16 protein-coding genes are annotated in these 24,577 nt (G+C 67.4%); 5 read left to right on the forward strand and 11 right to left on the reverse strand.

All coding sequences use genetic code 11. The features are described from left to right. Positions 1 to 3: 3 nt before the first annotated feature. On the reverse strand, positions 4 to 2,040 hold the full coding sequence (locus tag AB0L65_RS57190; RefSeq protein WP_364265124.1) for a hypothetical protein: 2,037 nt from the start codon (positions 2,038 to 2,040) through the stop codon (positions 4 to 6). Between the two features lie 851 nt (positions 2,041 to 2,891). Continuing rightward, on the reverse strand, positions 2,892 to 3,086 hold the full coding sequence (locus tag AB0L65_RS57195) for a hypothetical protein (protein WP_364265126.1): 195 nt from the start codon (positions 3,084 to 3,086) through the stop codon (positions 2,892 to 2,894). A 15-nt stretch (positions 3,087 to 3,101) separates the two neighbouring features. Between AB0L65_RS57195 and AB0L65_RS57200 the strand changes: the two genes are divergently transcribed. Beyond that, entirely contained in the window at positions 3,102 to 3,923 is an 822-nt protein-coding gene (locus AB0L65_RS57200) for a transposase (protein ID WP_364265128.1), read from the forward strand. A 96-nt stretch (positions 3,924 to 4,019) separates the two neighbouring features. Here AB0L65_RS57200 and AB0L65_RS57205 read toward each other — a convergent pair whose 3' ends face one another. Both AB0L65_RS57205 and AB0L65_RS57210 read right to left on the reverse strand, forming a co-directional pair. Next, the gene (locus AB0L65_RS57205; RefSeq protein ID WP_364265130.1) at positions 4,020 to 4,637 is read right to left on the reverse strand and encodes a DUF6461 domain-containing protein; all 618 of its coding nucleotides are present in this window, start codon (positions 4,635 to 4,637) and stop codon (positions 4,020 to 4,022) included. 63 nt (positions 4,638 to 4,700) lie between these two features. Further along, positions 4,701 to 10,622 carry a DNRLRE domain-containing protein gene (locus tag AB0L65_RS57210; RefSeq protein WP_364265132.1) on the reverse strand — a complete coding sequence of 1,974 codons (5,922 nt, stop codon included), beginning with the start codon at positions 10,620 to 10,622 and terminating at the stop codon, positions 4,701 to 4,703. A gap of 283 nt (positions 10,623 to 10,905) precedes the next feature. Between AB0L65_RS57210 and AB0L65_RS57215 the strand changes: the two genes are divergently transcribed. Then, positions 10,906 to 11,220 carry a hypothetical protein gene (locus AB0L65_RS57215; protein ID WP_364265134.1) on the forward strand — a complete coding sequence of 105 codons (315 nt, stop codon included), beginning with the start codon at positions 10,906 to 10,908 and terminating at the stop codon, positions 11,218 to 11,220. A 631-nt stretch (positions 11,221 to 11,851) separates the two neighbouring features. Here AB0L65_RS57215 and AB0L65_RS57220 read toward each other — a convergent pair. The 6 genes from AB0L65_RS57220 to AB0L65_RS57245 form a co-directional block, all read right to left on the reverse strand. Then, positions 11,852 to 13,048 carry a site-specific integrase gene (locus AB0L65_RS57220; RefSeq protein ID WP_364265136.1) on the reverse strand — a complete coding sequence of 399 codons (1,197 nt, stop codon included), beginning with the start codon at positions 13,046 to 13,048 and terminating at the stop codon, positions 11,852 to 11,854. Positions 13,049 to 13,218: 170 nt separating this feature from the next. Continuing rightward, positions 13,219 to 13,494: a hypothetical protein gene (locus AB0L65_RS57225; RefSeq protein WP_364265138.1), complete on the reverse strand. Its 276-nt coding sequence runs from the start codon at positions 13,492 to 13,494 to the stop codon at positions 13,219 to 13,221. A 98-nt stretch (positions 13,495 to 13,592) separates the two neighbouring features. Then, entirely contained in the window at positions 13,593 to 14,645 is a 1,053-nt protein-coding gene (locus AB0L65_RS57230; RefSeq protein WP_364265140.1) for a hypothetical protein, read from the reverse strand. Further along, positions 14,642 to 19,057, reverse strand: coding sequence for a hypothetical protein (locus AB0L65_RS57235; protein WP_364265142.1), 4,416 nt, complete (start codon positions 19,055 to 19,057; stop codon positions 14,642 to 14,644). Before AB0L65_RS57235 ends, AB0L65_RS57230 begins: the two co-directional genes overlap by 4 nt. Beyond that, positions 19,054 to 19,785, reverse strand: coding sequence for a hypothetical protein (locus tag AB0L65_RS57240; protein ID WP_364265144.1), 732 nt, complete (start codon positions 19,783 to 19,785; stop codon positions 19,054 to 19,056). Before AB0L65_RS57240 ends, AB0L65_RS57235 begins: the two co-directional genes overlap by 4 nt. Then, positions 19,782 to 21,314: a hypothetical protein gene (locus AB0L65_RS57245; RefSeq protein ID WP_364265146.1), complete on the reverse strand. Its 1,533-nt coding sequence runs from the start codon at positions 21,312 to 21,314 to the stop codon at positions 19,782 to 19,784. The genes AB0L65_RS57240 and AB0L65_RS57245 overlap by 4 nt, the downstream gene beginning before the upstream one ends. A 662-nt stretch (positions 21,315 to 21,976) precedes the next feature. On the opposite strand from AB0L65_RS57245, the gene AB0L65_RS57250 reads away from it, so the two are divergent. The 3 genes from AB0L65_RS57250 (at position 21,977) to AB0L65_RS57260 (ending at position 24,146) form a co-directional block, all read left to right on the forward strand. After that, positions 21,977 to 22,465: an NYN domain-containing protein gene (locus AB0L65_RS57250; protein ID WP_364265148.1), complete on the forward strand. Its 489-nt coding sequence runs from the start codon at positions 21,977 to 21,979 to the stop codon at positions 22,463 to 22,465. Positions 22,466 to 22,504: 39 nt separating this feature from the next. Further along, positions 22,505 to 23,773 carry a hypothetical protein gene (locus tag AB0L65_RS57255; RefSeq protein WP_364265150.1) on the forward strand — a complete coding sequence of 423 codons (1,269 nt, stop codon included), beginning with the start codon at positions 22,505 to 22,507 and terminating at the stop codon, positions 23,771 to 23,773. Positions 23,774 to 23,864: 91 nt separating this feature from the next. After that, positions 23,865 to 24,146, forward strand: a complete 282-nt coding sequence (locus AB0L65_RS57260) for a hypothetical protein (RefSeq protein ID WP_364265152.1) — start codon at positions 23,865 to 23,867, stop codon at positions 24,144 to 24,146. A gap of 11 nt (positions 24,147 to 24,157) precedes the next feature. Here AB0L65_RS57260 and AB0L65_RS57265 read toward each other — a convergent pair whose 3' ends face one another. After that, positions 24,158 to 24,520 carry a hypothetical protein gene (locus tag AB0L65_RS57265; protein ID WP_364265154.1) on the reverse strand — a complete coding sequence of 121 codons (363 nt, stop codon included), beginning with the start codon at positions 24,518 to 24,520 and terminating at the stop codon, positions 24,158 to 24,160. Positions 24,521 to 24,577 lie beyond the last annotated feature (57 nt).

The raw sequence follows: 24,577 nt of genomic DNA on the forward strand, positions 1-24,577 counted from the left end.
TTTTCAGCGAAAGGGTCGCTCGCCGGCCAGCACGCCGTCCGGCCAGCGCGTTCCGGTCCAGGGATCTGGCAGGGCCAGCCGTACCAGCACTCGATCCGCCTCGGCCAGTGGTGGCGGCAGGGCCAGCACTCCCTGCTCAGGCACGGGCAGCACCTCCGTTCGGTCTCCAGCCCGGACCTCGGCGACCAGGCCGTCCAGCCAGACCAGCTCCCGCAGGACGAGCCGGTCCCCGAGGTGCTCGACGGCCGAGGCGGTGCCCGCCGGGCGGACGAAGGCGACCGGCACGTCAGGTGGATACACCAGGTCGGCTCCGGCATGGGCGGCGATGGTGTCGAGCAGGCGGCGCGGGCTGAACAGCCCTCGCGCGGAAGGTGGCAACTCCTGGACGGCCTGGCCGCCCGCCCGCACCTCCAGCGGCCGAGGCGACAGGCCGTCGATTCGCAACCAGTCCATCGTGCCCAACTCCTCGACCGCCAGCCGCAACGGGCGGGCCCGCGGCGCGTGCCGGTCGGTACTCACCCGCATGTGCGGCGGGCTAAGGGTCAGCCGTGCGCCGCGGTGCTCGAAAACTCGTTCGGTCTCCTCGGCCGTGAAGACCGGCAGCCGGTCCTCGCCCACATGTACCGTCGCCCGCTGGAGCCCGTCCGCGGTGAGCAGCCGCAACTCCGGTTCGTGCGAGACACTCAGTCCCGAGGCCACGAAGACGGTCCTGCGCGCACCCTTGCCGATGGGGCCGCGCACCACCACCGTCACCGCGCCCACGCCCTGCCAGACCTGAGGGATCGTGACGGGCTCGCTGGGCGTGCGGCTCTCGCGCAGCACGGACCTGCCGGCTTGCCGTACCTCCACCGACCAGGTGAAACCGTCTCCAGGCAGCCAGACTGACACGCTTGCGGTCACAGGCATGCCGCTCGGGGCGATGACGCCCGGGAGCGGCGGTCCCGTAAGCACCTGGGCGCGGTCTTTGCCGCGGATCTGGCGTCGGCTGCTGCCGACGAGGCCGACCCAGGTGGCCTGGCCTGGCGAGAGCTGTGCCAGCCGCCAGCCGGGCCAACAGGCGGACTCGGCGACCACTCGCGGCGGGGGGTCGCCGGTGAGTTCGCGATCGGCAGGAAAGACGGCCCAGAAGCCGTCCGAGGGTAGGGCGCGCTCGGTGGGCAGCCGGTGGCCGTCCTCCTTGAAGATCAGCAAGGGATCCGCCGGATCGATCAGGCGGACCGCGTGGCCGTTCACCGAGAGGGATTGGTCCGGGGCCGTGATGGGGACGTGGCCGTCGGGGTCGACCTGCGCGTGCTTCCCGTCGACCAGGACGTCCGCCGAGCCGGGCGGGCGCAGCCGAACGCCCCCGCCGAACGGTTCGAGGGTGACCTCCGGGCGCTCGGCGACGGGTATGGGGTCGATGACACCCGCGCGGACTAGGGCGATGGTCTGGTCGACGATCCTGCGAGGCAGGCCGAGATCGTCGGTCTCCTGGTCGGGAGCGCGTAGGCGCTCCAACAAGTCGAGGCACCGCTCGGCCAGCTCGCCCGCGAGGTCGTCGCCGTGCTCGACCAGCCGGCGCATCGGCTCGTCCAACTCCTCGGCGCGGCCCTCCAGCAGGTAGCGCAGGAACCCCTCCAGGCAGGAGTCCGGCACGCCCGCGTGCAGCAAAATCGGGCCGAGATGCCGGTTCGGGGCGTCCTGCCCGGGCAGGCCCAGGCGGTCGAGCGCCGCGGCAAACGCCTCGCCGTACTGCTGGGCGTCCGCCGCGCGGCCCCGGCGTCCTGTCGCCGCCCACCAGGCCGGCCAGAACGAGCCTGAGCGGTAGCCCTCCGCCGCTACGGCGGACAGGGCGATGACCACGCAGGCGGGCCAGCGCTCGGCCAGCTCCAGGTGGCCGCCACGGCGTAACCCACGATGCACCTCGCCCAGCGCGGCGGCGGCCGCGCGCACCATGGTGGGCTCCGCGTCCGCCTCCGCGGCCAGCGACACGCGGCGCAGCCGGTGGGCCCACGTGCGTTCGAGGAGATCCAGGAGGGAAACGGCGTGACGGGTGAGCATGGGGTGTTTCTCTGGAGAATCGGACGGGGCCAAGGACACAGGCAACAACGAGCTGTGCGTACTCCCTACGGTCTCATAAGGGCAGGTATGACCGTGGAGGGATTCGTGACGGTCTACGGGGGCGGCAAGCCGAACGGAGGCAGGCCGCGACCCCTGTGGCGCTGAGGCATCGCAATTTCGATCACATGGCGCAGATCCTGATCACCGCACCTCGCAGGTAGCCTGCTGCTCGTCATGATGGGTTCGCGGGACGTCCCCGTGCTCCGTACGTGCTCGTACGCCCCGTCACGCGTCGTCAGGGCCCGGCACCGCCTGACACGCAAAACGCGCTGAGATGGCACGAACCATCACGCAACGGCACGGGGTGGCACTAAAGGATCTTGCTTCTAATCCGATGGTCGCAGTGCTCGCAACTCCGATGTCTGCGCTTTTGAGACGAGTCGAGACGAAGCTTGATCTAGTCTTTACGTTCGATCGCGTTTGCGGCCAACGCTTGATTTATCGAAAGCAGCGCGTTGCCAATGATTTGCTGAACATGTACAGAATGCCTTGTCTCGAACTTCGGTAGGGCTCGCGCACGAGTTCTGGGGACTTCGACTGCCTAATCCGACGGTCGCAGGTTCGAATCCTGCAGGGCGCGCTTTGATCATGGTTTGACCTGCGATTATGCGGGATCCGATGCGTTCTAGAATTTTCGTCTAGCGCTTGCGTGCTCCATGCGTGCTCGCGCGCACCAAACCCGCACACACCATGATCAACATCATCGCTCTGGGACTACCTCGGCAAAGGAAACGGCCCCGTCCCGCCGTGCAAGCGCGGCGATCACGAGGCCGGTCTCCTGATGTAGCGGGTTAGGCCCGTAGCGGGATCACCTCTCCGGGCTCCTCCTGGTACTCCTCCTCGGCGAGGAGCAGGGCTGCGGTCTTCTCCGCGGCCGCCATCGCCACCTCGGGGAAGACCGAGGTGTAGGTGTCGGCGGTGAAGGAGTTGGAGGTGTGCCCCAGGGTCTCCTGCACGACCTTCATCTCTACCCCGGCGGCCGGCATCAGTGAGGCGGCGCCGTGGCGGAGATCGTGGAGGCAGGTGGGTGGCAAGATCCGCCGCGGCAAGCCTCGCTGGGAGCAGAATCCCGACACCGGAAATATCGGCAGGCCGTCGACCGGTGGCACGTCGGCTTCACCGACCTGACCGGCGGCCAGGGGCTGCTGGGCCAGGTTGAAGGCCGCGTCTCGACCGTGGTGGCCGCCTGGCTGACGGCCCAGCCCGCCACCTGGCGTGGCGCCATCACTCATGTGGCCATCGACATGTGTGCCATATTCCGCTCGGCGCTCCGTGCTGCGCTGCCGCACGCGAGGATCGTCGTCGATCATTTCCACGTGGTGCAGCCGGCCGATGCCAAGCTCGCCGAGCTGCGCAGGCGGCTGACCTGGAAGATGCGCGGGCGCCGGGGCCGCAAGGGCGATCCCGAATACGATCATCGCAGGCTATTGCGCTCGGCCGCCGAAGAGCTCACCGATCAGCAGCGCACCGTCCTGGAACGGGACCTGACCAGGATCGGCACCTACCGGCGGCACATCCTGGCCGGCTGGCACGCCAAGGAGAAACTGCGCGATCTGCTCGCCCTGGCCCGCACCCACCCTGCCCGCTCGCAGATCAGCCACCGCCTGCACGCCTTCTACGCCTGGTGCGCCGACCACGCCTACCTGCCCGAGTTCGTGACGCTCGCCGCGACCGTCGAGGCCTGGCAGAGCGAGATCGAGGCGTTCCTTCCCGCCGGAATCACCAACGCCAAGAGCGAGGGGGACCAGCCGAGTCATCAAGCTCGAAGTCCGCTGCGCGTACGGCTTTCGCAACCCCGTCAACCACGACGCACCTCCCAATAGCTTCAGGTCACCATGTGAATCGAGTATTCGAGCCCCACAACATAGCGGGCAGGCCACGGCGCCACTCACACAACCCAGCCAGCTGGAGAATCGAGGTTAATCGAGGTCATCGGCCGGCACGAGGTACGTGGTGTGAGTGGCTTCCAGCCAGTCCCTGTCAATCTGGTGGCCGACCATTCGGCCGATCGCGGTCAGCGCTGAGGTGAAACTCTCTCGAGGCTCGGTAGCGGGTTCGCCGGGGTCGTCATCGTCGATGTTGAATCGCAGGCTAGATATGTACGGGTCGAGAGCGTTCGGATCGCTCCCGGACCGGTCGCTTGTGTCGAGAATGTCGAGCACCGTGACCAGCTCGCCGTCTCTCGCGTATTTGAGCACGGTCTCACCGTGGAAATCCCAGCTTACGGCCAGAGTCCGCCGCCCGCATCGCGACAAAGTGAGCAGCGCTTCGTCCTCCGTGGAACGGTAGTCGCTAATGATCAGCGTCCAGTTGCCGATCAGACCGGCCAGCAGGCCCGCCGCTTCGCTGCCACTCCCGTCGGAGCCCGAGCCCCACCCGGAGAAGCTGTCCGGCGCACCGGAAGCCGGATCGCCATTCAGTATGACGACTGCTTCTTCGACCGGGATGTCTTCCACCCACACGGCGTAGAACTGCTGCATCGAGACATCGCTGGGATCGTACGAGCGGAGCAGTTGATACAGGTCGTCTGTCGACACGAATTCAGCCTCCTGACAGAGGGGTCGCCCGCCCGGCCACTCCGGGCCGGGCGGGCGATCGCGTTACGGTGCGGGTGTGCCCTTGACGCTCACCCAGAACCGGTCACCATTGGGTCGCTTGGGCGCGTCCGGCAGGAGGACTCGGTAGCGTGCGTAGAACACTCCCAAGTACCAGCCATCACTTCTGTTGTTCTTCAACGGGACGCCTCGGACGGAGAAGTTTTGGTCGCCCCATCCTGGACCCTCCTTGACGGAGTTGAAGGGGAACTCGTCGCAGTCACCGACCACCTTCGCATCCTTGCACGCCTTCCTGCGTGCCGAGACCTGGACCGATCCCCACGTACGTCCCTTGGGGTCGCCAGGGCGCAGTTCGCTCTCGTTGATTCGCGTCAGCGGGGCGCGGGTGCCGGTCGTCGTTCCGTTCCAGTTTCCAGGAATCACCTTCTGCCCTGGATCCTTTTCGGGTTTGGTGGCGTCGGGGGTGTTGAACGCGGCCCAGATGTGCGCTGCCACCGGCCCTCGTTTGGCGTGGTTCACGTCCGTTTGGTAAATGCGGCTCACGTCAGGGAAGATGCAAGCACCCGTGTAGCGGACCCGCTTTTCCTCCGGCCAGTTGCCTGGGGAGCCTGGGCCCAGTGGCTCGTCGTCACAGCGAACGGTCGCCGGGGTCCAGGTTCCGTTCTCTGAATCTTGGTCGATCTTGCCCCAGAGCGGCCAGTTGTCCCGCTCGGTGTCAGGGGAAAGACGGTCGAACGTCACCCAGGGGAAGAAGCTGCACCTGCGTATCGCTCCTGCGGAACTCTCGGACTTGAAGCGGTAGTACCGAATCGTCGACGGGTTCCAGTCCTTGACGAGAGTTTGCCGATCGCCGTTGACCGTCTTGGTACAGTTCGATGCCTCGCCATCGGATTTCACCGTCGTGGTCAGCTGTATGACTGAGTTTCCCCAGGCAGCCCAGTCGTAATCGATGGTGTCGAACTGGACCCACATGGATATTTCCTTGGGCGTCAAAGGCCCCGTGACGCCGTCACTGCCCGCATTCCGGATGCTGGTGCCGTCTCTCGTACCGAGATAGGTGTTGGCCACGACCGTCGATCGGATCACCAGATCTTCCAGGTCCTCCCCATCGTCCATCTTCGCTCGCTTCTTGTGGGGGAGGGGGTTACCGGCGCTGTCGAAATCGGGAACCCACATGCTGACGCCGAACCATCTGACCGCGCAGCCGCTGAAGACGGTCGCATCGGTCCAGATGCCATGTTTGTGCCACGGTACCTGTGCGGGCGCCTCCGTTCTGCAGGAGTTGAGAGTGAAGTGCCGATAGTTGACTTCGTACGGATCCGGCTCGTCCAGAACGGCAGGCGTGCTTGCCGTCGCCGACGGCGTGGTCGCCGGGGTGACTGACGGCGTGGCCGGATCCGCGGAGAGGGAGCCGACCTCGTCCGCGCTGAGTGCCCGCTTGTAGGCGCGTGCCTCATCCAGGTCGCCCAGCATGCTGGTCCCCAGGGTCAGGTCCTGCTCGGCATGCCATCCGGCGAAGCTCAACGTCTGGGTTCCAATAAGCTGCCCATCGAGGTACAGCGAGGCCGTATTGGCGGTGGCGTCATAGACGCCCGCCAGATGGAACCAGGTACCCACGGGCGGTTCGACGTCGGACCGCACTCCCTCGGAGGTGGCAGTCGTACTGTCGGCGCTGGTAAGCGTGAACTCCAAGCCATGCTCGGCGGTGTTCCCCAGACGGAAGGGGGCCTGGTGAGTGCCTCGCTGCTCGGCGGCGCGGTAGTCGCCGTCCTTGTCAGCCCAGCGGAGCCACGCGGTGACGGTGAAGCTCTCGTCCGTGCGGATCACCGGCCCGGCCGTCTGCGCCAAGGGCTCCTCTCCTGGCTGGGTGACGTCGACGGTGACCTGCTGCCAGTCCGACCAGGCTGAGGCCGCTTGCCCGGTGACTGCGCGCACGCGCCAGCGCAGCTTCCATCCATCGTTCAGTTCTCCCGCGGGGACGGCGATGTTCGCCTGGGTGCCGGAGGCGACGTTGTCCGCGCTGCCGGTCCAGATCTGGCCGGTGCCCTGGCTTTGGGGTGCGGCCGGGTCGTGCTCGATCTGGGCCTCGGCACGCAGTACCTGGCCGGTGGGGTGGGTGAGGGTGGCCTGCAGCGTAGGGGTGAGCGTGGTGCTCACCGTCACCCCGTCTACCACCTTCGACGGGGTGATGGTCAGGCCGGTGACGGTGGGTTTGGGCAGGCTGACGGTGAAGGACTGCCAGTCCGACCAGGCGGAGGTGGCGGTGGCGGAGACCGCGCGGGCCCGCCAGCGTACCTTCCACCCGTCGGTCAGCGTGTCCGCCGGCACCGTAATGCTCGCCTGGGTGCCAGCCGGAACATTGTCGGCGCTGCCGGTCCAGATCTGGCCGGTGCCCTGACCGCTGGGCGCGGCTGGGTCGTGCTCGATCTCGGCCTCGGCGTGCAGCGGTTTGCCGGCCGGGTCGCTGACCTGGGTGAGCAGCGAGGGGGTGCGGGTGGGGGTGATGGTGGTGCCGTCCACCTGCTCGGACGGGGTGACCTGCAGTGCGCCGACGGCCGGTTCGGAGACCGGGTCGGGCACGTCGACGGTCAGGTTCTGCCAGTCCGACCACGGTGAGCCGACGGTCGTGGCGGTGTTGATCGCCCGGGCCCGCCAGCGCACCTTCCACCCGTCGGTCAGCTTGTCCGTAGGGACGGTCACGGAGGCTTGGGTACCGGAGGCGACGTTGTCCACGGCGCCAGCCCAGATCTGGCCGGTGCCCTGCCCGGTGGCGGCCGGGTCGTGCTCGACCTCGAACTCGGCCCGTACCGGCTGGGCGGCCGGGTCGGTGACCGTGGTGCGCAGGGCCGGGGTCAGGCTCGTGGCGACGGTGACGCCGTTCACCACCTGGGAGGGGGTGACCTGGAAGGCGCCGACCGTCGGGTTGGGCACGTCGACCGTGGCCGTCTGCCAGTCCGACCACGCCGAGGTGGTGGCGGCGGTGGCGTTGGCCGCGCGGGCCCGCCAGCGGATCTTCCAGCTGTCGGTCAGCTTGCCCGCGGGGATGCCCACCGTGGCTTGGCCGCCGGAGGCGACCACCGCGGAGGCTCCGGTCCAGATCTGGCCGGTGCCCTGCCCGGTCGCGGCCGGGTCATGCTCGACCTCGAACTGGCCGGTGAGGCTGCCCTGAGCGCTATCGGCGACGGTCGCTGCCAGTTGCGGAGTGAGCGAGCTGGTCACGGTGACACCGTTCACGGTCTGCGCCGGTGTGATGGCCGGTGCGGAGACGGTCGGCGCGGAGACGGGGCCGCTGGTGGTGATGGTCAGCTTGGGCGGCAGGTTGAATTCGGTGTCTTCGGAGGAGGTGAACACCCGGTAGTTGTCGATGTTCGCCTCGCCGGGCGACTTGAGCACCAGACCGTGGTTGGCGGCGCCGGCGGCCCAGTCCTGGGCGATGCCGGTGACGTTCCAGTCCATGCTGTCCGGGTATGTGGGGCAGTCGGAGTTGACGCCCTTGAAGTTGGTAGAGGCGTCCTCGGTGGTGTGGGTGGGCTTGCCGGCCCAGTACAGGTTGTCCGGGTCCCAAGCGCTGGTCAGCCGGGCGACCTGGATGCCGTTGGCGAGCGCGGCGCCGCAGTTGTGGCTGTGGACGGTGTTCATCGACAGCGTGGCGTCGGTCACCGTGCTGCCCTGCAGGCCCGTGGTGTCGAACTGCAGGTGCGTTCGGCTCTTTATCCCGCCGGTCATGGTGCCGGCCATGAGGTTCCCGCTGTCCGGCCAGGCAGGCGAGTCGACGGTGTCGTTGGTGCCGACTTCCACGTCGGCGCCGAGCGGCAGCGTGATCGCAGAAGCCACGCGCACCGGGTAGGTGGTGCCGGCGTCCGCCAGGAACGCCTGGTCCGGCTTGACCACCAGCTCCGTACGGCCGTCCTTGGTGATGAGGTCCGTGTCGGCCTTACCACGCTTGGCCAGGAGGCTCTTGCCGCTTCCGTCCGACATGGCCGGTCGCGCCGCGGCGGCGACCAGCTTCTTGTCCTTGCCCTTCAGCAGCAGCCGGCCGCCCTTCCCCTCGGTCAGGGTCAGGCCCTCGTCGTCTACGCCGATCCGCAGCTCCAGCGGCTTCGAGGGCCGCTGGCGCAGCACCACCTCATGCCGGAACCCGGCTGGCAACGCTGTCACCACCAGGTCGGCACCCACGCCCGCGGCGTCGGTGTAGGTGGCGACACTGCCCTTGACCGTCGGCTTGGGCAGAGGCGTCGGCCAGCGCAGCGCGTACGACTTAGCGTCGGCGGACATCTTCACGAACGGATCCGTGCCACCTGCGGAGAGCTCCAGGAGAGCACCCTCGGCGAGGGCCTTAGGTCGCAGCTTGCCACCCTGCTCGGTCAGGGTGGTGTCGATCGGCACCCATCCGTCGCCCTGCCTGGCCCGCACCGGACCGGCCGTGACCTCGGTCTTGAACGTCTTCCCGTCCAGCTGCGCGTACGTGATGCTGGTCGCCGTCGTCTCATCGGCTACCGTAACTGGCCGGCCCGTTTGAAGGGCCGTTCGCGAGGCGACCGTGCGCGCCGGACTGAGTGCCGCGTTCGAGACCGCGTTGCCGTGCTTTCCGGCAACCCACGAAGCCGTGTCGCTGAGCGTGGCCGGATGTCTGTCGAAAGAATCAGCAGCGGTCTTCCCCGTGCCCTCATCGAACGACCAGTGAGCACTGCCCACATCCCGCGTCTGGAAAGACCATTGGAAGGCGGTCATGGGATTTGCGGAGGCGTCGATCGCTTCCGAGATTTCCGCGATGTAGATAGTGCCAGCCTTCAGTTGCTGCGCCGGCGTGAACGTGAACACCTTGTTGGAGGAGTCGTTGGACACCGTCCCGTCGATGACCGTCCCGGACGTGTCCTTCAACGAGAACGTCGGCTCCCATACGGGCTCGGCGAATGTGGCCTTGACGAGGGTGTCCACCGGCACGTTCCGGGCATCAGCGGCGGGATCGGTGCTCGTCACCGTGGGGGAGACTGTGTCGGCCGGACTGCCTTCCTCGATGGTCCCGCCATTCCATGACTCCTCGCCTGATTCACCGGTGAAAGGCTCCAGCTCGGCCGGCGTGATTTCGGCCGTGTGGTTGGGGAGAGCAGCGAGAGCCTGCTCGTCGGCGGCGCTCATTGGGGGGAGGTCCGGAATTTCTCCCGGCGTGTCGACCCGCATTGCCAGGGCCTCTTCGTATGTGGGCGGCGTTGTCCTTCTCGGCCCCTCATAGGAGTAGACGATCACCTCCGGAGGAGGCGCCGGTATGTATTCGACTATGAGGGTGGGTGGGTGTCGGTAGCCCGGGTAGTCCGCGCCGCTGTAGTCGCTGGAGTAGTACTGGCGCCAGTTGATCGTGGCGGTCTCGCTGACGGCCTGGAGCACCACCCCGTGGTTGGGCTCGTCCCGCTCGATCCAGTCGCGGGCCATGTTGGTGATCCGGTGCACCAGCTGCTCTTCCTTGGTGCACCAGGTGGGAGAGGGGGGAACGGCGTCGTAGTTGTAGCCGGCCTTGTTGCCGCTTTCGCCCTCCACGTTGGCGAGCGTGGGCTGGCGGGACCAGCTCAAGGTGGAGGTGTCCCAGGAGGAGGTGATGCGGCGCGCTCCGATGCCAGACCCGCCCATCGGATCGCCGCAATTCACGTTGTTGGGGCCGCCGGACTTGTAGTTCCATACCCACAGGTCCGCATCCACCACGGTGGCGCCCTCGAGTACGGGGTCCTCGGTGTTGAACTTGAGGTATACGCGGGCGATGTCGGCGGTGGTGGAGGTGGTGCCGGCGCGCAGATACCCGGCCGCGGCGTTGTTGCCGCCCGCGTTCTTGCTGACCCAGGCGTCGGTGGGTTTTCCGCCGCCGAACCAGTCGTCGGCGGCGGCGATCGTCACCGGGTAGGTCACCGCCGGGTCGGCCAGGAACTTCTCGTCCGGGGTGAACACCAGCTCCGGCGTGCTGCCGGAGGTCTCCACGCGGGCCTCGACCGGGGCGGACCTGCCTTCGTCGGGGGAGGCCTCGACCTTGGCGTCCATCGCGGTCAGCACGACCGGCGCCGCCGCGGCCTTGCCCTTGGCGTCCTTGAGCTGTGGTAGCCCGTCAGAGGTCGTGCCGAATGTGGTGCCCTTGGGCAGGGTGAGCGGCAGCCGTACGGTCACCGGGCCGGTCGGCTTGTGCCGGAAGACCACCTGGGAGATGAACCCGTCGGCTTGGGCGTGGACCACCAGGTCGGCTCCCGGCGCGATGGCGTCAGGGTAGGTGACTGTGCTGCCGGAGACCTTCGGCTCCGGCAGCGCCCGGGTCACGCCCAGCCCGGTCGTGCCACGCTCGCCGTCCGCGGACACCAGGTGCTTGGCGTCGCGCCCGCCGAAGGTCAGCGGGCTCTTAACCCGCGCGGCCTGGAGCTTGCCGTCGCGGGTGACGATGCGGGTGTCGATGGGCTCCCAGGCGCCGCTGGCCGGGTTCTTCAGCTGGACGGGCCGGGTGTACAGCTCGGCCCGCATGTTCTTGCCGTCGGGGTTGGCCCAGACCTTCATGGTCTCGGTGAACCGGGCGGGAACCTCGACGGACTGACCGGACTTGGCCGCCTTTTCCCAGGCGGTCTTGAGGGTTGGATCCGAGGTCGCGCCTGGTGGTTTCGTCGATGAGGAGGTCGGGGTGGGGGATGGCGCGGGGCTCTGGGCGATCGCGGGTGCACTCATGAGCGAGAGCGGCAGCGTTAGAGCCGCAATCAGGGCAGCGCGATGGCGCGCCCGGCTGGATAAGCCGGACGCTGATTGGCGTGTGTTCACTCACAACCTTTCGAACATATGTATCAAATCGACTGATCGTTACATAAGGCGCAACGAAAGTAAAGATCGTTTCCAGTAACGGGAAGGATGCCGTCCGCTAGGTGAGGCCGTCGCCCGTCTGGCGCGGTACTAGGACATGTCTGTGCCTGTCGAAAACTCCATCCATACAGTTCAAGCCGCCTGTCAGTACTCGTGGAGGTCGGGCATCGGGATACCGGTGAGGACGGTCTGGATGCCAGCATCGGTGAGGATCTCGTCCATCCGCATGAGGGGGAACTTCCCGTCCCGGTCTCGGACTTCTAATCCGACGGTCGCAGGTTCGAATCCTGCAGGGCGCGCTTCTCCACCTGCGAAAACTCCAGCCGCGCCCGTGCGGCTGGCGCGGCATGGGGCAAATATGAGGCAAAGCTGAGTCAGCCGCCGAGCGTCCGCTCTAGCGCGGACGCGGCTCTGAGTACCAGCCGGGCCGTTTCCCGGGCGGCTTGGTGAGCCACCTCGGGCAGCACCGAGACGTAGGTGTCGGCGGTCAGCACGATGCTGGCGTGCCCCAGCATCGCCTGCACCACCTTCAGGTCGGTGCGTGCGGCCAGCGCCAGCGTGGCGGCGCCATGGCGTAGATCGTGCAGCCGGATGGGCGGTTGTCCGGAGGCGGCTACCAGCCGGCGGAACCGGCCGGTGAGGTAGTCCGGCCGCAGCGGCGCACCGTCCGCGGTGGTGAACACGTAGCCCGAGTCCCGCCAGCGTGTGCCCGCCCTCGCGCTCAGTTCCTCTTGCCGCTCGCGGTGCCGTCTCAGCACCCGCACGGTCTCCGCGTCCAGGGCGACCACCCGGCAGCTGGCGGCGCTCTTCGGCGGGCCGACCACGACCTGGCCGTCGGCGTGCACCCGCTGCTTCGCCACCGTCAGCTCCGCGGCTTGTAGGTCGACGTCGGTCCAGCGTAGCCCGGCCAACTCGCCGCGGCGCAGTCCGCGCAGCGCGGCGAGCCACCAGGCGGCGTACAGGCGGTCCTGCGCGACGTCGGCCAGGAAGGCCGCGAGCTGTTGTTCGGTCCAGACTGCCACCGCCGGACGTTCTCCCGCTTGCTGCCACCGGGCCGTCCGCCCGACGGTCCAGACCACCGGATGCGGTCGCCGAGGACGAGGCAGCTCGGCGCCGTTGGCCGGGTTGAGGGGGATCAGCCGGGTACGCACCGCCGCGTTCAGCGCGGTGCGCAAGGTGGCGTGGATCCGCACCACGGTAGCCGGCGACAGTCGGCGGCCGGTCGCCGAGGGACGGGACGCCAGCGTCGCGAGCAGTCCGTTGACGTCGCGCGAGGTGAGCTGGTGGAGCAGGATCCGTCCCAACTGCGGGATGAGATAGAGGCGGATGTGTGCGGCGTAGCCTTGCCGGGTCGACGGACGCAGGGCGTCCTTGGTGGCCAGCCAGCGTGCCAGCCACTGTCCCAGCGTGCATCCGGCCCCCGCGCCGTCGCGGTCGGCGGCGGCCAGAGCGCGGCCCGCCTCCTGTGCTTCCTCGGGGTCGGCGTATCCACCCTGGCGGACGCGCTGCCGCTGCCCGTCCAGGCCGCGTACCTGCACCGCGAAATACCAGCTGCCGTGATCGTCATCCACCGGCAGACGCGGACACGCCACCCCTCGCTGACGTCCCGTTTCCGCATCCACACAGCCGCATCGCCTGCTGACCTGCACACGAGTCTTTGCCATCTGTCCCACCTCCACCACCACGGTGTGCCACGACAGACGCGCCAGCCAGGGCTCGCACGCGATCAGGGAGCCTCAGGTCAAGTGTCCGGAGAACGGGGGAAGCTCAAGCCGAGAAGGAATCGATCAGTCGGCGTGAACGTGGGCTTGGTCACCTGCCGCTGCTGTACGGTCAACTGGCGCCGTAACACCAGGATTTCGATCTCCTTGTCACGATCGGTTCGGGGAGCAATTTCAGGCGCGAGGAGGTGGTCGTCGCCGTGAGGTAGGCCAAGCGGAATAACACGATTGACCATCGTGCCGCTCGAAGTGCGCGACAGGAGAGCAAGAGAGCGCATCGCCTCCATGACCTGCACGGATGAATACTCGGCGCCCGAACCCTCATCGCCACCACCCCAAAGGCGACTGAAGAGCCACCTCATACCGACCCACCACCAAGATCTTCAGGACACTCCTAAATCCTGTCGAGCACGTCCGGGCGAGTCGACAGCAGCTCGTACCCAACCGCTTCCTGCGGAAGCCGGATGCCACTGACCAGCACGTTGCTGGCTCGTCCGGCGAGCGGGCCGAGCCACGCCGACACGCGCGCAGCGGAATCCGCTGGTACGGGTACGGCAGGCCGTTCGTGGCCTGCCTCGAAGAGCAGTTCGTAGAGCGGAAGCGCCGGCACAACCGCGGGGAGGCTGGCGAGGACGGCGCTGGCGCTTGCCGCTGCGGGGATCTGCAGTCCTTGCAGATCCACGTCGCCGAAGTAGACGATCCGGTCAGGTCTCGGGGACAGCAGCGGTACCGACAACACCGCCGACGGGAACTGGTTACCGGTACCGTAACCCACATGCCGTCCCGCACCTGCGGCAGCGTGGCGCCGCGTGGCCTCCAGAAGCGAGGTGTAGGTGTGGTGGTTTTCCGCGATCAGCAGTGCCGTACCACGAGTGTCGGGGCGCCCCGGAACCCATTGCGAGACGAACGGAATGGGCACCGGGTGACAACGCAGCAGTTCGAGCGTCAGCGCCCCTGAGACGAACAGCCGGTTCGTCACAAGGCCGTCAAGCCGTTTCTCATCGCCGAACAGCTCCAAGGAGCGTTCTCTCATCGGCACGCTCGGCCGTGTCGCGCCTCCGTCGCGAAGAAAGGCGGCCACCATCTCGAGCACGCTGAGCTCGTCGTCCCTGGTCGCGATTCGTCCGGCGGATTCAAGCGCGGGCGGCCACACCCGTACGGTCCTCGCCTCGCGCACGACCCGTTCGCGAGGAGGGCGGCGTACCCAGAGCGGCATGGGAGGCGTGTCTCGTGCGTCGAAATGTCGGGAGGTGCTCGGGAATATCACCGACTCGGCGACGGCCAGCTCGTTCAGCGCGTCGCGGATCTCTGCACGCGCGGTCGGCGCCGTCGCCAGGCGTCGATCGAACGCGACCGCCGCGTTGTACAGCGTCTCGATCTCGATCTTCTGTCGCGGCGATGCCGCGACCTGTTCTGCGAGATGTCGGGCCAGGGAGCTCAGCTTCACGACTCAGCGCCGTCTCTCGTCTCATCACGTGTCAGGCGGACGCCGGTGATGCCCTCCACCGCGGAGCCGAAGCGTTCCTCCAGGACGACGTACCTCCGCGTACGGAGCGCTCCTGGCGCGTTGCGCATTCGCAGCACGTTTGGGAACTGGCCGACGGCGCCGAGGTCTTCCACCCCGGTGGTGTAGACGAGTTGCACGCCGTGAGCGGTCGCCACCTCGCGCTGCAACCGCAGGAGCGCCACGTGGCTCGCGGTGCCCAGCGGATTGTCCAGCACAAGGGTGCCGCCGAGCGCTGCCCTGCCCCTGCCCCGGTTGACGGCGCGCAGCCGGGCGAGTGTGCAGTAGAGCGCGACGCACACGGTCAGCTTCTCGCCGCCGGAGAACTTGCCGAGGCGGGTCACGTCCACCGGTTCGACCGCCAGATCGCTGTTGGGTTTGAGTACCTTGACGGTGAACCCGCGCGGTGCCACAGCTTCGTGGACACATCGCTTGAGGAGGGAGAAACCCTCGGGTTTCGACTTCTCGACCACGATCCGGTCGACGACCGCGTCAATTCGCGCGTGCAGGTCCTCCTCGCTGCTGGGGCGGGCGAACCGGATGCGGAGGAAGTGCTGATCGGCCCATCCGCCCAGGGTTCCGGGCAGTTTCGAGTGCCGATGTGCGGACTCCAGGTTCGCGAGCACGTCTTGAACCAGTGCGGCGATCTCCACCACGACGAGCCGCTGGTCGCGTCCGATGTCGGCGAGCTGGCCGTCTATGGTGGTGCGACGCACCCGCATCTCTTCGGCGCGGGCGCCGGCACGCTCGCCGAGCACGGCGGGATCGTCACTGGTGAATCGATCTCTGATCGCATCGGGGATTCCGGAGAACCTGCCCTCCGACGCCAGCCTGCGCACAGCGTCGATGGCTCCGTTCGTCCTGTTTTTCGCTGCGGTGAGAGTCTCCATGGTCGAGGCCAGACGATCAAGTACCGCTCGTGTCTCCGACTCGGCCTGCGCATCGTCGCCGTCGAAGGCCGCCACTCCGTCCGCCACGTCGGCCGGCGCGGCAGCGTCGGTGAGACGGTGTGCGCGCTGTGCGAGCACCCGTGCCGTGGTGTCCGCCTCGCTCGCGACTGAGGCTGCGTCGTCGGCCTCCCTGCTCAGGGTGGTCACCTGTCCACTCATGTCGGTCGCAGTCGCGGCCTGTATCGCGGCGAGCTCGCGCGCCTCGGCTTCTCCCGCGGGTTCGACGTCGAGCTGGGCGTGCCGCAGCCTGTCGCGCGGCGTCCGGTCAGTGACCTCTTTACGCGCCTGTTCGAGCTGGAGCCTGGCACTGCTCAGCCCCTGCTGGGCCTGGTCGGCCTGCGCCCGGGATCGGCGTCGCGCGACGGCACGTCGTTCAGGGTCCTGCCCATCGCCCGTTTCGAGCAATGACGCCGCACGTTCGCGGATGGCCTCCGGATATCCCGCGAGCGCATGTTCGGCGCGTCTGCCACGCTCGACGAGCCCCGCGAGCCGTTCTGCGAGCACGGAATGCGCCGCCACCGTATGCCATTGCGTGTCGAGATCGTGGAAACGGCTCGTCAACATGGACAGAGGGTCGTCCACCTGAGTGGTGGCGTCCTCGCGGTCCACGTCGAGCATGGAGATCGCGCGGCCTTCGCGTTCGTACCGTTCCTTGTTGGATCTGTGCTCAGCGGCTTCTCGCTCGGCCGCGCGCTCGGTCTTGCGCCACTCGCTCGCGCGAGTGGCGGCTTCGTCGGCGACTAGCGTGTACGCCCGGACGTCCCGGTCTCGTTGTTCGATGTCTAGCTTGAGCTGCGGCAGCGTCGAGACCTTGGCGACGAGGGCTGCAAGGCGCTCGATTCTGCCCGCGAGAAGGTTGAGCTTGTCGGACAACTGTTGCTCCGTGGCCGCGTCCGTGAGGTCATGAGCTTCGAGTTCGTCGATCTGAGAACCAAGTGTCGCGTCGGTGGCGTCAATCAGGTCGATGGCCTGCCGGCATTCCTCGGCCTTGATCTCCAAGGTGTGCAGGTAACCGGTTGGGCAGTCGCGCAGCAGGGATTCCAGCACCTCCAGCAGCGTTCGGTCCGCCTGCGTCTGCCGGTGGAGCTCGGCGATCCGCCCTTTCTGCTCATGGCGCCGCCGTTCACGTTCTGCCCGCGCGTGCTCTGCCGCGGCCGGATCATACAACGCCGGGTCGCTGGGAACCGCCAACCATTCAGGGGCGGCCGCATCCAACGCCTGCTGCATCTGGGTCGCGGTGCACACGGTGACGTGGGCGATCGACCGGCAGTTGTGTTTTTCCAGGGCGAGGCGGGCGTCGCCGAGGTCGGCGTCCGCGACAACCACGCCCGCGGCGAGTTCCGCAACGATGGAGTTCCGCAACGCGTCGGCGCGTGCGGGTTCGGTCACCAGGTCACGCAGCAGCTCCCACCCTGGCCGCGCCGCGACATCGCCGGCGATGGCCTCGGCAACGCGCTGGGCGTCACGTGTGGTCGGGAGGAACGCGTCGGTGCGCAACCCGTCTAGCGCACGATCGTCGTCGGCCGCATCGACACGGGTTGCCACGATGACCGATTCGGCCGTCGAGACCGCATGCGTCAGCGCCGCTCGAAGGTTGGCCGCTTCGGCCCACAGATCGAGCCGTCCATCTTCGCCGAGCTCCATGAGTTCGGCGAACCTGGCGTCGGTCGCGAGCAGGTCGGCGCGAGCGAAGAGCTTCTCGTGGTCGGCGACGAGTTGATCCCGTTCGGCGCTCCTGGCGGCCCGCTCGGTCGCCAGGGCCCTCCGCTGCTCACTCAGTGTTCTGCGCAGCGCGGGCCGGTTCGCGCGCCGCTCGCGTACCCCTTCCAGCAACTGGTCCGCCTCGTTCCTGGCTGCCCGTGAGCTGGCGAGGACCTCAGCGGGAACGGCTTCTCGATCGGGAAGGTCGCCCTGGTTGGTAGCGGTTTCGATGGCTTCGTCGATGTCTGCCAACCGCCGGCGGAGGTTGTCCGCGCGTTCCTCCGCTTTGGCGGAGAGTTCCCGGTTGGCGCGTACGCTCTCCTCGTCGGTCGCGGCATTGGACCCCGCGGTATCTGCCGCTGAGGTTTTCTGCCCCTCGGCGGTACGTTCGTCAGCCGCGAGAGCGGCGTAGCGGGCCTTAAGAACGGCCGCGGCATCATCCCGTGCCTTACGCAGCGGAGCGGTCTCTCGCTCCGCCTCGGTCATCTGCTGGCGCACCGACCGCGCTTTGTCCTCTGCCTCTGCCCGCTCGGCCAGGGGGCCGACCGCTTCCCAGGCCAGATCGTCATTCTTTGTGGCGGTGGCTGCCGACTCCGCCTCATCGGCTGCCTCGGTCACGGCGGCGAGCCGATATGTGGCCGCGATCCTGAGCAATTCATTCGCAACGTCGTTGACTCGGCCGCGTTCGCTGTCCAGCCTGTGAGCCTCGCCGCGAAGCCGCTTCGCCTCCGCGGCGAACCATTCCCCGTCGGTTTTCTGCGTCGAGGCTGCGCTCTGGAACGCGGCTGCCAGAAGCGCGGCCGCCTGTCTCGCCTCGCCTGCTTCTCGGTCCGCTTCTCTGGTGAGAGCGTGTCTTTCGGCCAGCGTGTCGAGTTTGCCGGACATCTCAGCGCAGAAGTCACGATCCACAAGCAGATCTGGTTTCCGGCCGAGGACGTCGATGACCTTCCGCAGATTGGCCGCGACGAGCTCAGGCTGAGCGCTGTCCACGGTCAAATCGATCAGGAAGTCGATGAACTTGTCCGTGGACGGGAAATTGAACAGCTCGGCGACTCCGCCCTCCGAGTGGTTCATCTCCTTCTGATAGCCGAACAGGGTCGGATCGAGATTTCGCGAGATGAGTGTTTCCGCCCACAGGCCGCGCTGATCGGTGATCGCGAACGAGAACTGCTGCGGCCGGGACGCCGCGGCCTCCCGCAACAGGCGAACAAACTCGGACATCGGCCGGGTGCGGCCCGCTTCATCGTGAACGGGAAGTCGATCGAGATCGAGCACACCAGGCACTTCGAAGAACGAGTAGTACCACCCTCTGAGCTTTTCACGATCACGATCGGGGTCGACAGGTTTGCGACGGTCGATCCATTCGTATACGGCTCCGGTGATGAGTCGCGGCGGGGGCAACAAGCTGTCGTCGGACTGCGCGACCCATTCAGCGACCGTGTGGCTCGTGTCGCCGGAGGCGATGTAGTCCTCCAGATACCGCTTGACGGACCTGCCCATGAAGTCTTTCCGCAAAGGCAGGAGCAGGGCGAAGAAGAGCGACAGCAGACTCGACTTGCCGCCTCCGTTACGGAGCCAGAGGATCGAGTCAACGGGCTCACTCGAACCGCTTGCGCCTGACGACACGTCCAGCGTGAGATCCGTGAATCGGGCAGCCCTGTCGCCGACGTTCGCCAGCCGTAGACGAGACAGCTGATAGGTCACGGTGCGGCCCTCCGGTCGTGGTCGCCACGTCTGATGGCGGCCAATACGTCGTATGCGGCGTTGCCGGCGAGTTCAGCGGCCTGGATCCGGAAGCGTTCGAGCAGTTGGAAGACCTCGGGACCGCGAGAGGGCGCCGATCGGGCGAGCGCCTGGTCGACCATCCAGGTGAGCACGTGCGCTATCCAGTAGGTGGAGGACGCGGGGGACCGGCGCGCCTTGCCCTTCCCTCTGTCTGCCTTGTAGCCGGGCGACAGACGGTCATAGGTACGCCATGCCTCGTCAAGCGATCCCTCTGCCTGCTCGGGCGTGCGCTTGAACCGTTCGCACATCTCACGGAGGAAGCGTTCGAGCTCGTCGACCGACACCCACCGAACGCGGTCGTCGTCGAAATCGGCCGGTGCCGGGAACGCGTAGGCGGCGATCGCGACGCTGACGAGTCCCACCAGCAACCGTTCGGTCACACCACCGACGTTCGGCAGGTCCGAGATGCGATAGGCGAAGACAGACTCGCGGCGCACACCGAGCACCAGGCCCAGATCCGAATCGGACAGCACCTGAGCGTCGAGTCCGTCGAGGACGCTGTCCACGGCGTTGCGGAACTCCACGTCGGCGCGGTAGCGACCCAGCAGCGTGCGGTAGTCGGAGTCCGCGGCGGGCCGCACCTTCGGGCGCAGGGCGCAGCCGATGAGCACACCCACATCGGCGAGATCGCGCTGGCTGAGGGTCATGAGGCCTCCCGGTCCGCCACCGCCGCCCACCGGCTGAGCGCCTCCTCGTCCTGCGCGACGATCAGATCATCGCCCGACCAGCCGGGCAGGGTGATCCGCGTGCCATCGGCGTCGACCGCCGCCGCGGCGCCGAGGACACGGGCGGCCGTGTCCACCGCCGTGGACACGTCCTGTGCCGTCTCGGGCGCGTACTTCCACAGCGCTGCGAGAACGATGACCTGCTCGACCTCCTCGGGCAGGTCCGCCGCCCGGGCCGAGAGCAGGAGATCTGACAGGCGAGCGGGCAGCTCGACCTCGTCCACCAGGCGCGCGGCGGCCCCCAACACCTCCGGAGGTATGGCGGGAGGATCGGGATCACCGAGCTCCTCGTCGGGAACCGGCGGATCTTCCGGTGCAGGCGCGCGTCGTGGCGCGAGAAGGTCATCGACCAGGTCGGCAACGCGCACGACCCTCGGTACCTGGCCGCCTGACACCAGGATGGCGAAGGCCTCGGCAGGCTCCACCGCCACGTCGGCGCTCAGGACAAGCAACGGGAGGAACAGGCTGTCCATGATGTCGGGGTTCCGCAGCCCGCCGACCGGCCGGAACGACTGGCGGGCCTGCTCATCAAGAAAGATCGTCCGTGCGTTGACCAGTTTCCCGTGGAGCTCAGTGTGCCGTTGACGGCACTTCTCCAGCAGTGCTGCGATGCGCGCCGAGGCCTTGGCGACCTCCGGTTTGGTGTCAGGCGCGTCCAGCGCTCCTCGGAGATGGCCGAGCAACCTGGACTCTGTTGCGAGCCGTTCCTCCAGGTGCGTACGGTTGCGCTCCAACCGTTCCGGCACCTCCATGACCCATTGGGGAAGCACGGTCCGAATGTCCCGCACTGTGTCTGCCAGCAGCGTCCGCAGCTCATCGGCATAGCGGATGGACAGGAGCAGCGATCGTTCGGCCGCCTTCTCCGCCTGTCCGAACGCTCCGCGTTCGAGTTGCCGCGCGAGCATGAGCTCCATCGCAGCCTGCTCGTCCTCGACGTCGAACTCCAGCCCGCCCACCAGGGCGTTGATGGCGTCCGTCGAAGCCCGCAGGACGTTGACGCCTCTGCGGTGATCCTCATGCTCGGTCAGTAGCCGGAACTCGGCCGTCCCGACCCGATGGCGGACCGAGCCGTCGTCATCACGTCCGAAGATCGAGACCTGGTAGCTGAACGGCGCCTCGCGTTCCTTGCGGTTGAGCAGTGCGTCCACCACATACCGCGCCACCGCGTCATGTTCATCGATGGAACGTTCCGGGTGGGCGCCGGCGGCCAGCACGGCCAGCCCCGCAACCGCTTCGTCGTAGGTGACCTCGTGATCGAATCCCTGCTTGGCGATCACAGCATCGATGGCGGCCAAGGCGAGCGTCACGACGTCGTACTCGCATCCGCCCCACATTTGCCGTGCGGCGTTGTCCGCGGCGTCGGCCACCGGCCTCGCCCTCAGGAGCGCTCGCACGCGATCCCCGAACGACTCCTCGAACACCGCCCCGCCCACAGTCGGGAGATCGCTCACTGAGGCGCACCCCCTTGGTGTGCCGACATCTCGCCGCAACAATGTGATGGTCGGGTTGCGCCAGCATCACAAGTCACATCTTTTGATCGCGGAAAAGCCGCCAACGGTTACATGTGGCGAGTTACGGGAGCGTTATCTCAAGAGTGGTCCTCGTTTCGACCATGAAAGAGATGTAGCCCGCCGGGGCGGACCGTCGGTGGGCTACATCTGCCAAAGCTACATCCATGCAGGTCAAGCAGCATGTGAGTACTCATGGAGAACTCCGCCGAGCTGTGGATGATTCGCTCGGAATCTGTGAACCTTTGGTCGGATCCGGGATGCGACGCAGCGGGGCGGCTTGAGCCAGGGCTTGGCGGGCGCGGTGAGGCGGTCGTACTCCTCCAGAATCCGGGCCTCGTAGGCGGAGTAGGAACGCGGACGTCCACGCTCACGCACCTGAGGATCGGGGATCTCCGGATCCGGCTTGGTTGCTCCCACGAAGGATGTCTCCTTCCCCACCCTCGGCACAGAGTTTCATGCCTATTTGTTGCTTCTATCCATTTTGGCAGGGGAGGGTGCCTCGAGAGCTTGTACTTTACGCTCATGAATTATCTCCGGAGCGCGCTCTACCTGGATTTCGACAATGTCTTCGGCGGGCTCTTCAAGCTGGACCCGCAGGTTGCGTGCAGCTGGGCACGGACTGGCTGCCCTTCTATCGCTATCGGGAACGGTTCGTACGGGCGGGGTTCGAGGTGATTGACTGCCCGCCGTACACCGCGATGAAGAACGGCGCCGACATCAGGATCGTCGTCGACGCGCTGGATACCCTCTCGGCCGACCCTTTCTGCCAGGAGTTCATGATCGCCTCCGGCGACTCCGACATGACGCCGCTTCTGCACCGGCTCCGCCGCGCCGACCGGCGCACCCTGATCATCGCACCGCCGGACGCCGCCGCGGCCCTGACGTCTAGCGCCGACCAAGTGCTCGACAGCCACCAGCTGCTGGCGGACATCGACAGGGCGGTGGACGAGCTGACGGGGCGAGGGGTGCGCTTCGAGCGCTACGAGGGCTTCGCCCAGGACGCGAAGGGCGTTCTGCGCGGCGAGGCCGGCCCGCCCATCGCCTGGTTCACGGACACGGCGGGCAACGTCCTGTCGGTCATCCAGCAATAGCGAACGGCTCGGAGCCACGCCCGCCGTAGCATGCCGAGGATGAGGATCATTGGCTCGTTACTCGTCGTGCTCGCCGTCGCCGTGGCGGCGTGCACGACGCCGAGCGGAAGCGTGAGCGGCAGCGAGAGTGCCACGCCGACGAGTGGCCGCAGCACGCCCACGGTGCCCGTGCTCGAAGAAGACGAAGACGATGAGACGCCCACGCCGGGGCCGCTCGTGACACCCACCGCCGGCGGCTCCGGCTGGCGGTACGCCTACATCAGCGAGCACGAGCACGCGGACTCCAACCTGACGGACGTCATCGCGACAGGACGGAAGGATGCCTGGGCCGTCGGGGTCGACGACGGGTCGCTCCTGGTGTTGCGTTACGACGGCAGCCGCTGGCGCCAGGTCGATCCGCCTCGGGGCCTGGGCGAGCTACCGTCAGATGCCCGGGTGCTCGCGGCCGCCTCGGCGCCGGACAACGTCTGGCTGCTCGTCCCGACGATAAGCTCGGCCGATGGGATGGACACCGACACGACGGCCGTCCGCTGGGACGGTTCCCGCTGGCGGAAGATCCCCGGAAAGCTCGAAACGGTCGCCGATCTCGAGGTGTTCGCTCCTGACGACGTCTGGACCGTCTACGGCGTCGAGAGGCGGCACGCCAGACGATGGGACGGAAGGGTCTGGCGCAAGGTGCGGCTGCCCGCGGAGGCCGAGTCGATCAGCGGGACCGGCCCGTCGGATCTGTGGGCAGTCGGCGCGCGGTACTCAGGGCCGGGGATCACGAGAGACGAGGGGAGCCAGCCCGCCGCGATGCACTGGGACGGTCGTTCCTGGCGCCTGGTCTCCACGCCGACCTACGCGTTCGCCGCGCCGAAGCCCCCGGAAGGAGGCGCGGGGCTGTATTCGGTGCTGGCGCTGGCCGCAGGCGACGTGTGGGCCGTCGGCGAGCACACCTTCAACCATGGCGAGGTGGACACCGAGCCGGATGATCCGCCTCCGGTCCTCCTGCACTGGGACGGCCGCCAGTGGACCCGGCGCAAGGCGCCCACCTTCGGCTACTGCTGCCCACTCCCGGCTCCGGACAGATCCGGTGGGATCCTTCTCGCGGTGGGGAGTCCTGGTCTGGGGGACTCCTGGCGCCTGAGCCCTGACGGCCGCCGCACCGGCGTGCGGCGCCTGCCTTTCATCCCAGGGCAGAAACGCGACCGCAGGATGTTCGCGCTGGAGGCACTGGCTGGCATGCCCGGCCCGAGGACCGTGTGGGCGGTCGGCAGCGTGGCCGTGGGGGACGACGGCCGGGCTGTCATCGCCCGCTACCGCTGACTGCCCAGGGACCCCTCGACGAGCGCGTCACCCGGTACGGCAGGCGGGAACTCAGGGTCGGGTCAGGGGCGGGTCGGGGATGGAGCCGGATGTGAGCGGGGGCTTCCGGGCGGGAAAGTGGGCTCATGTCCGCAGTGAAGAGGCTCTACCCCTGATCGCCTGCGCCTCCATCCTGTTCTCGGTGGTCGCCGTGGTGGTCGGGCAGTTCGGGCCCGATCCCTACCTGGACCCGCTCAACGTGACCGTCAGCGAATACGCCGTGTCCAACCATGGGGGCGAGGCGTCCACGCTTCAGAGGGTGTTTGAATCTGACGGCGTAACGGCGCGCTTCGCAGCTCAGGGCCCGGCCAGCGATCCGGCAGCCGGGCCCTGACAGACCCATTACTACCTGGATCTCCAGTTGATGGCGCGGGCCGCGGCGGTGGCGAGCACGTCACTTTCCGGCTTTTCCATCCACCGGAAGTTGAACCGTTCCTCGCCAAGGCTGATAGCGAAGTCGAGGGCAGCACGGAGATTCTTGACGGTGACTGAGAAATCTTGGGAGTTGTACCACTCTCGTGCGCGGTCCCAGTCGATCGTAGCGCTGGTGCCGTCGTCCACGACACAAGAGTTGGTGAAATCCTCGTCGGAGACCCAAGTCCAACTGCCGCCAGGCTCGTGGAAGTCGAGGAGGAGTTCGACGGCGGCTTGCTCGTGTGGGTACCGTTGGGCTGCTCCGGCGCGGAGGCGCTCAGCGAGAGTGCTCATGCGAAGATTGTTTCATCGCACTCGGGGCCGGGGTAGATCTCCGCCGCGCCATCCCTC

It is taken from the genome of Nonomuraea sp. NPDC052116 (assembly GCF_040680035.1).
In the GTDB taxonomy this organism is placed as follows: Bacteria; Actinomycetota; Actinomycetes; order Streptosporangiales; family Streptosporangiaceae; genus Nonomuraea; species Nonomuraea angiospora_A.

Bases quoted from the DNA above. Each gene is read 5' to 3' on its own strand.
- AB0L65_RS57265 (WP_364265154.1), bottom strand. From the start codon at position 24,520: ATGAGCACTCTCGCTGAGCGCCTCCGCGCCGGAGCAGCCCAACGGTAC.
- AB0L65_RS57195 (WP_364265126.1), bottom strand. From the start codon at position 3,086: ATGCCGGCCGCCGGGGTAGAGATGAAGGTCGTGCAGGAGACCCTGGGG.
- AB0L65_RS57240 (WP_364265144.1), bottom strand. From the start codon at position 19,785: ATGACCCTCAGCCAGCGCGATCTCGCCGATGTGGGTGTGCTCATCGGC.
- AB0L65_RS57255 (WP_364265150.1), top strand. From the start codon at position 22,505: ATGAGGATCATTGGCTCGTTACTCGTCGTGCTCGCCGTCGCCGTGGCG.
- AB0L65_RS57190 (WP_364265124.1), bottom strand. From the start codon at position 2,040: ATGCTCACCCGTCACGCCGTTTCCCTCCTGGATCTCCTCGAACGCACG.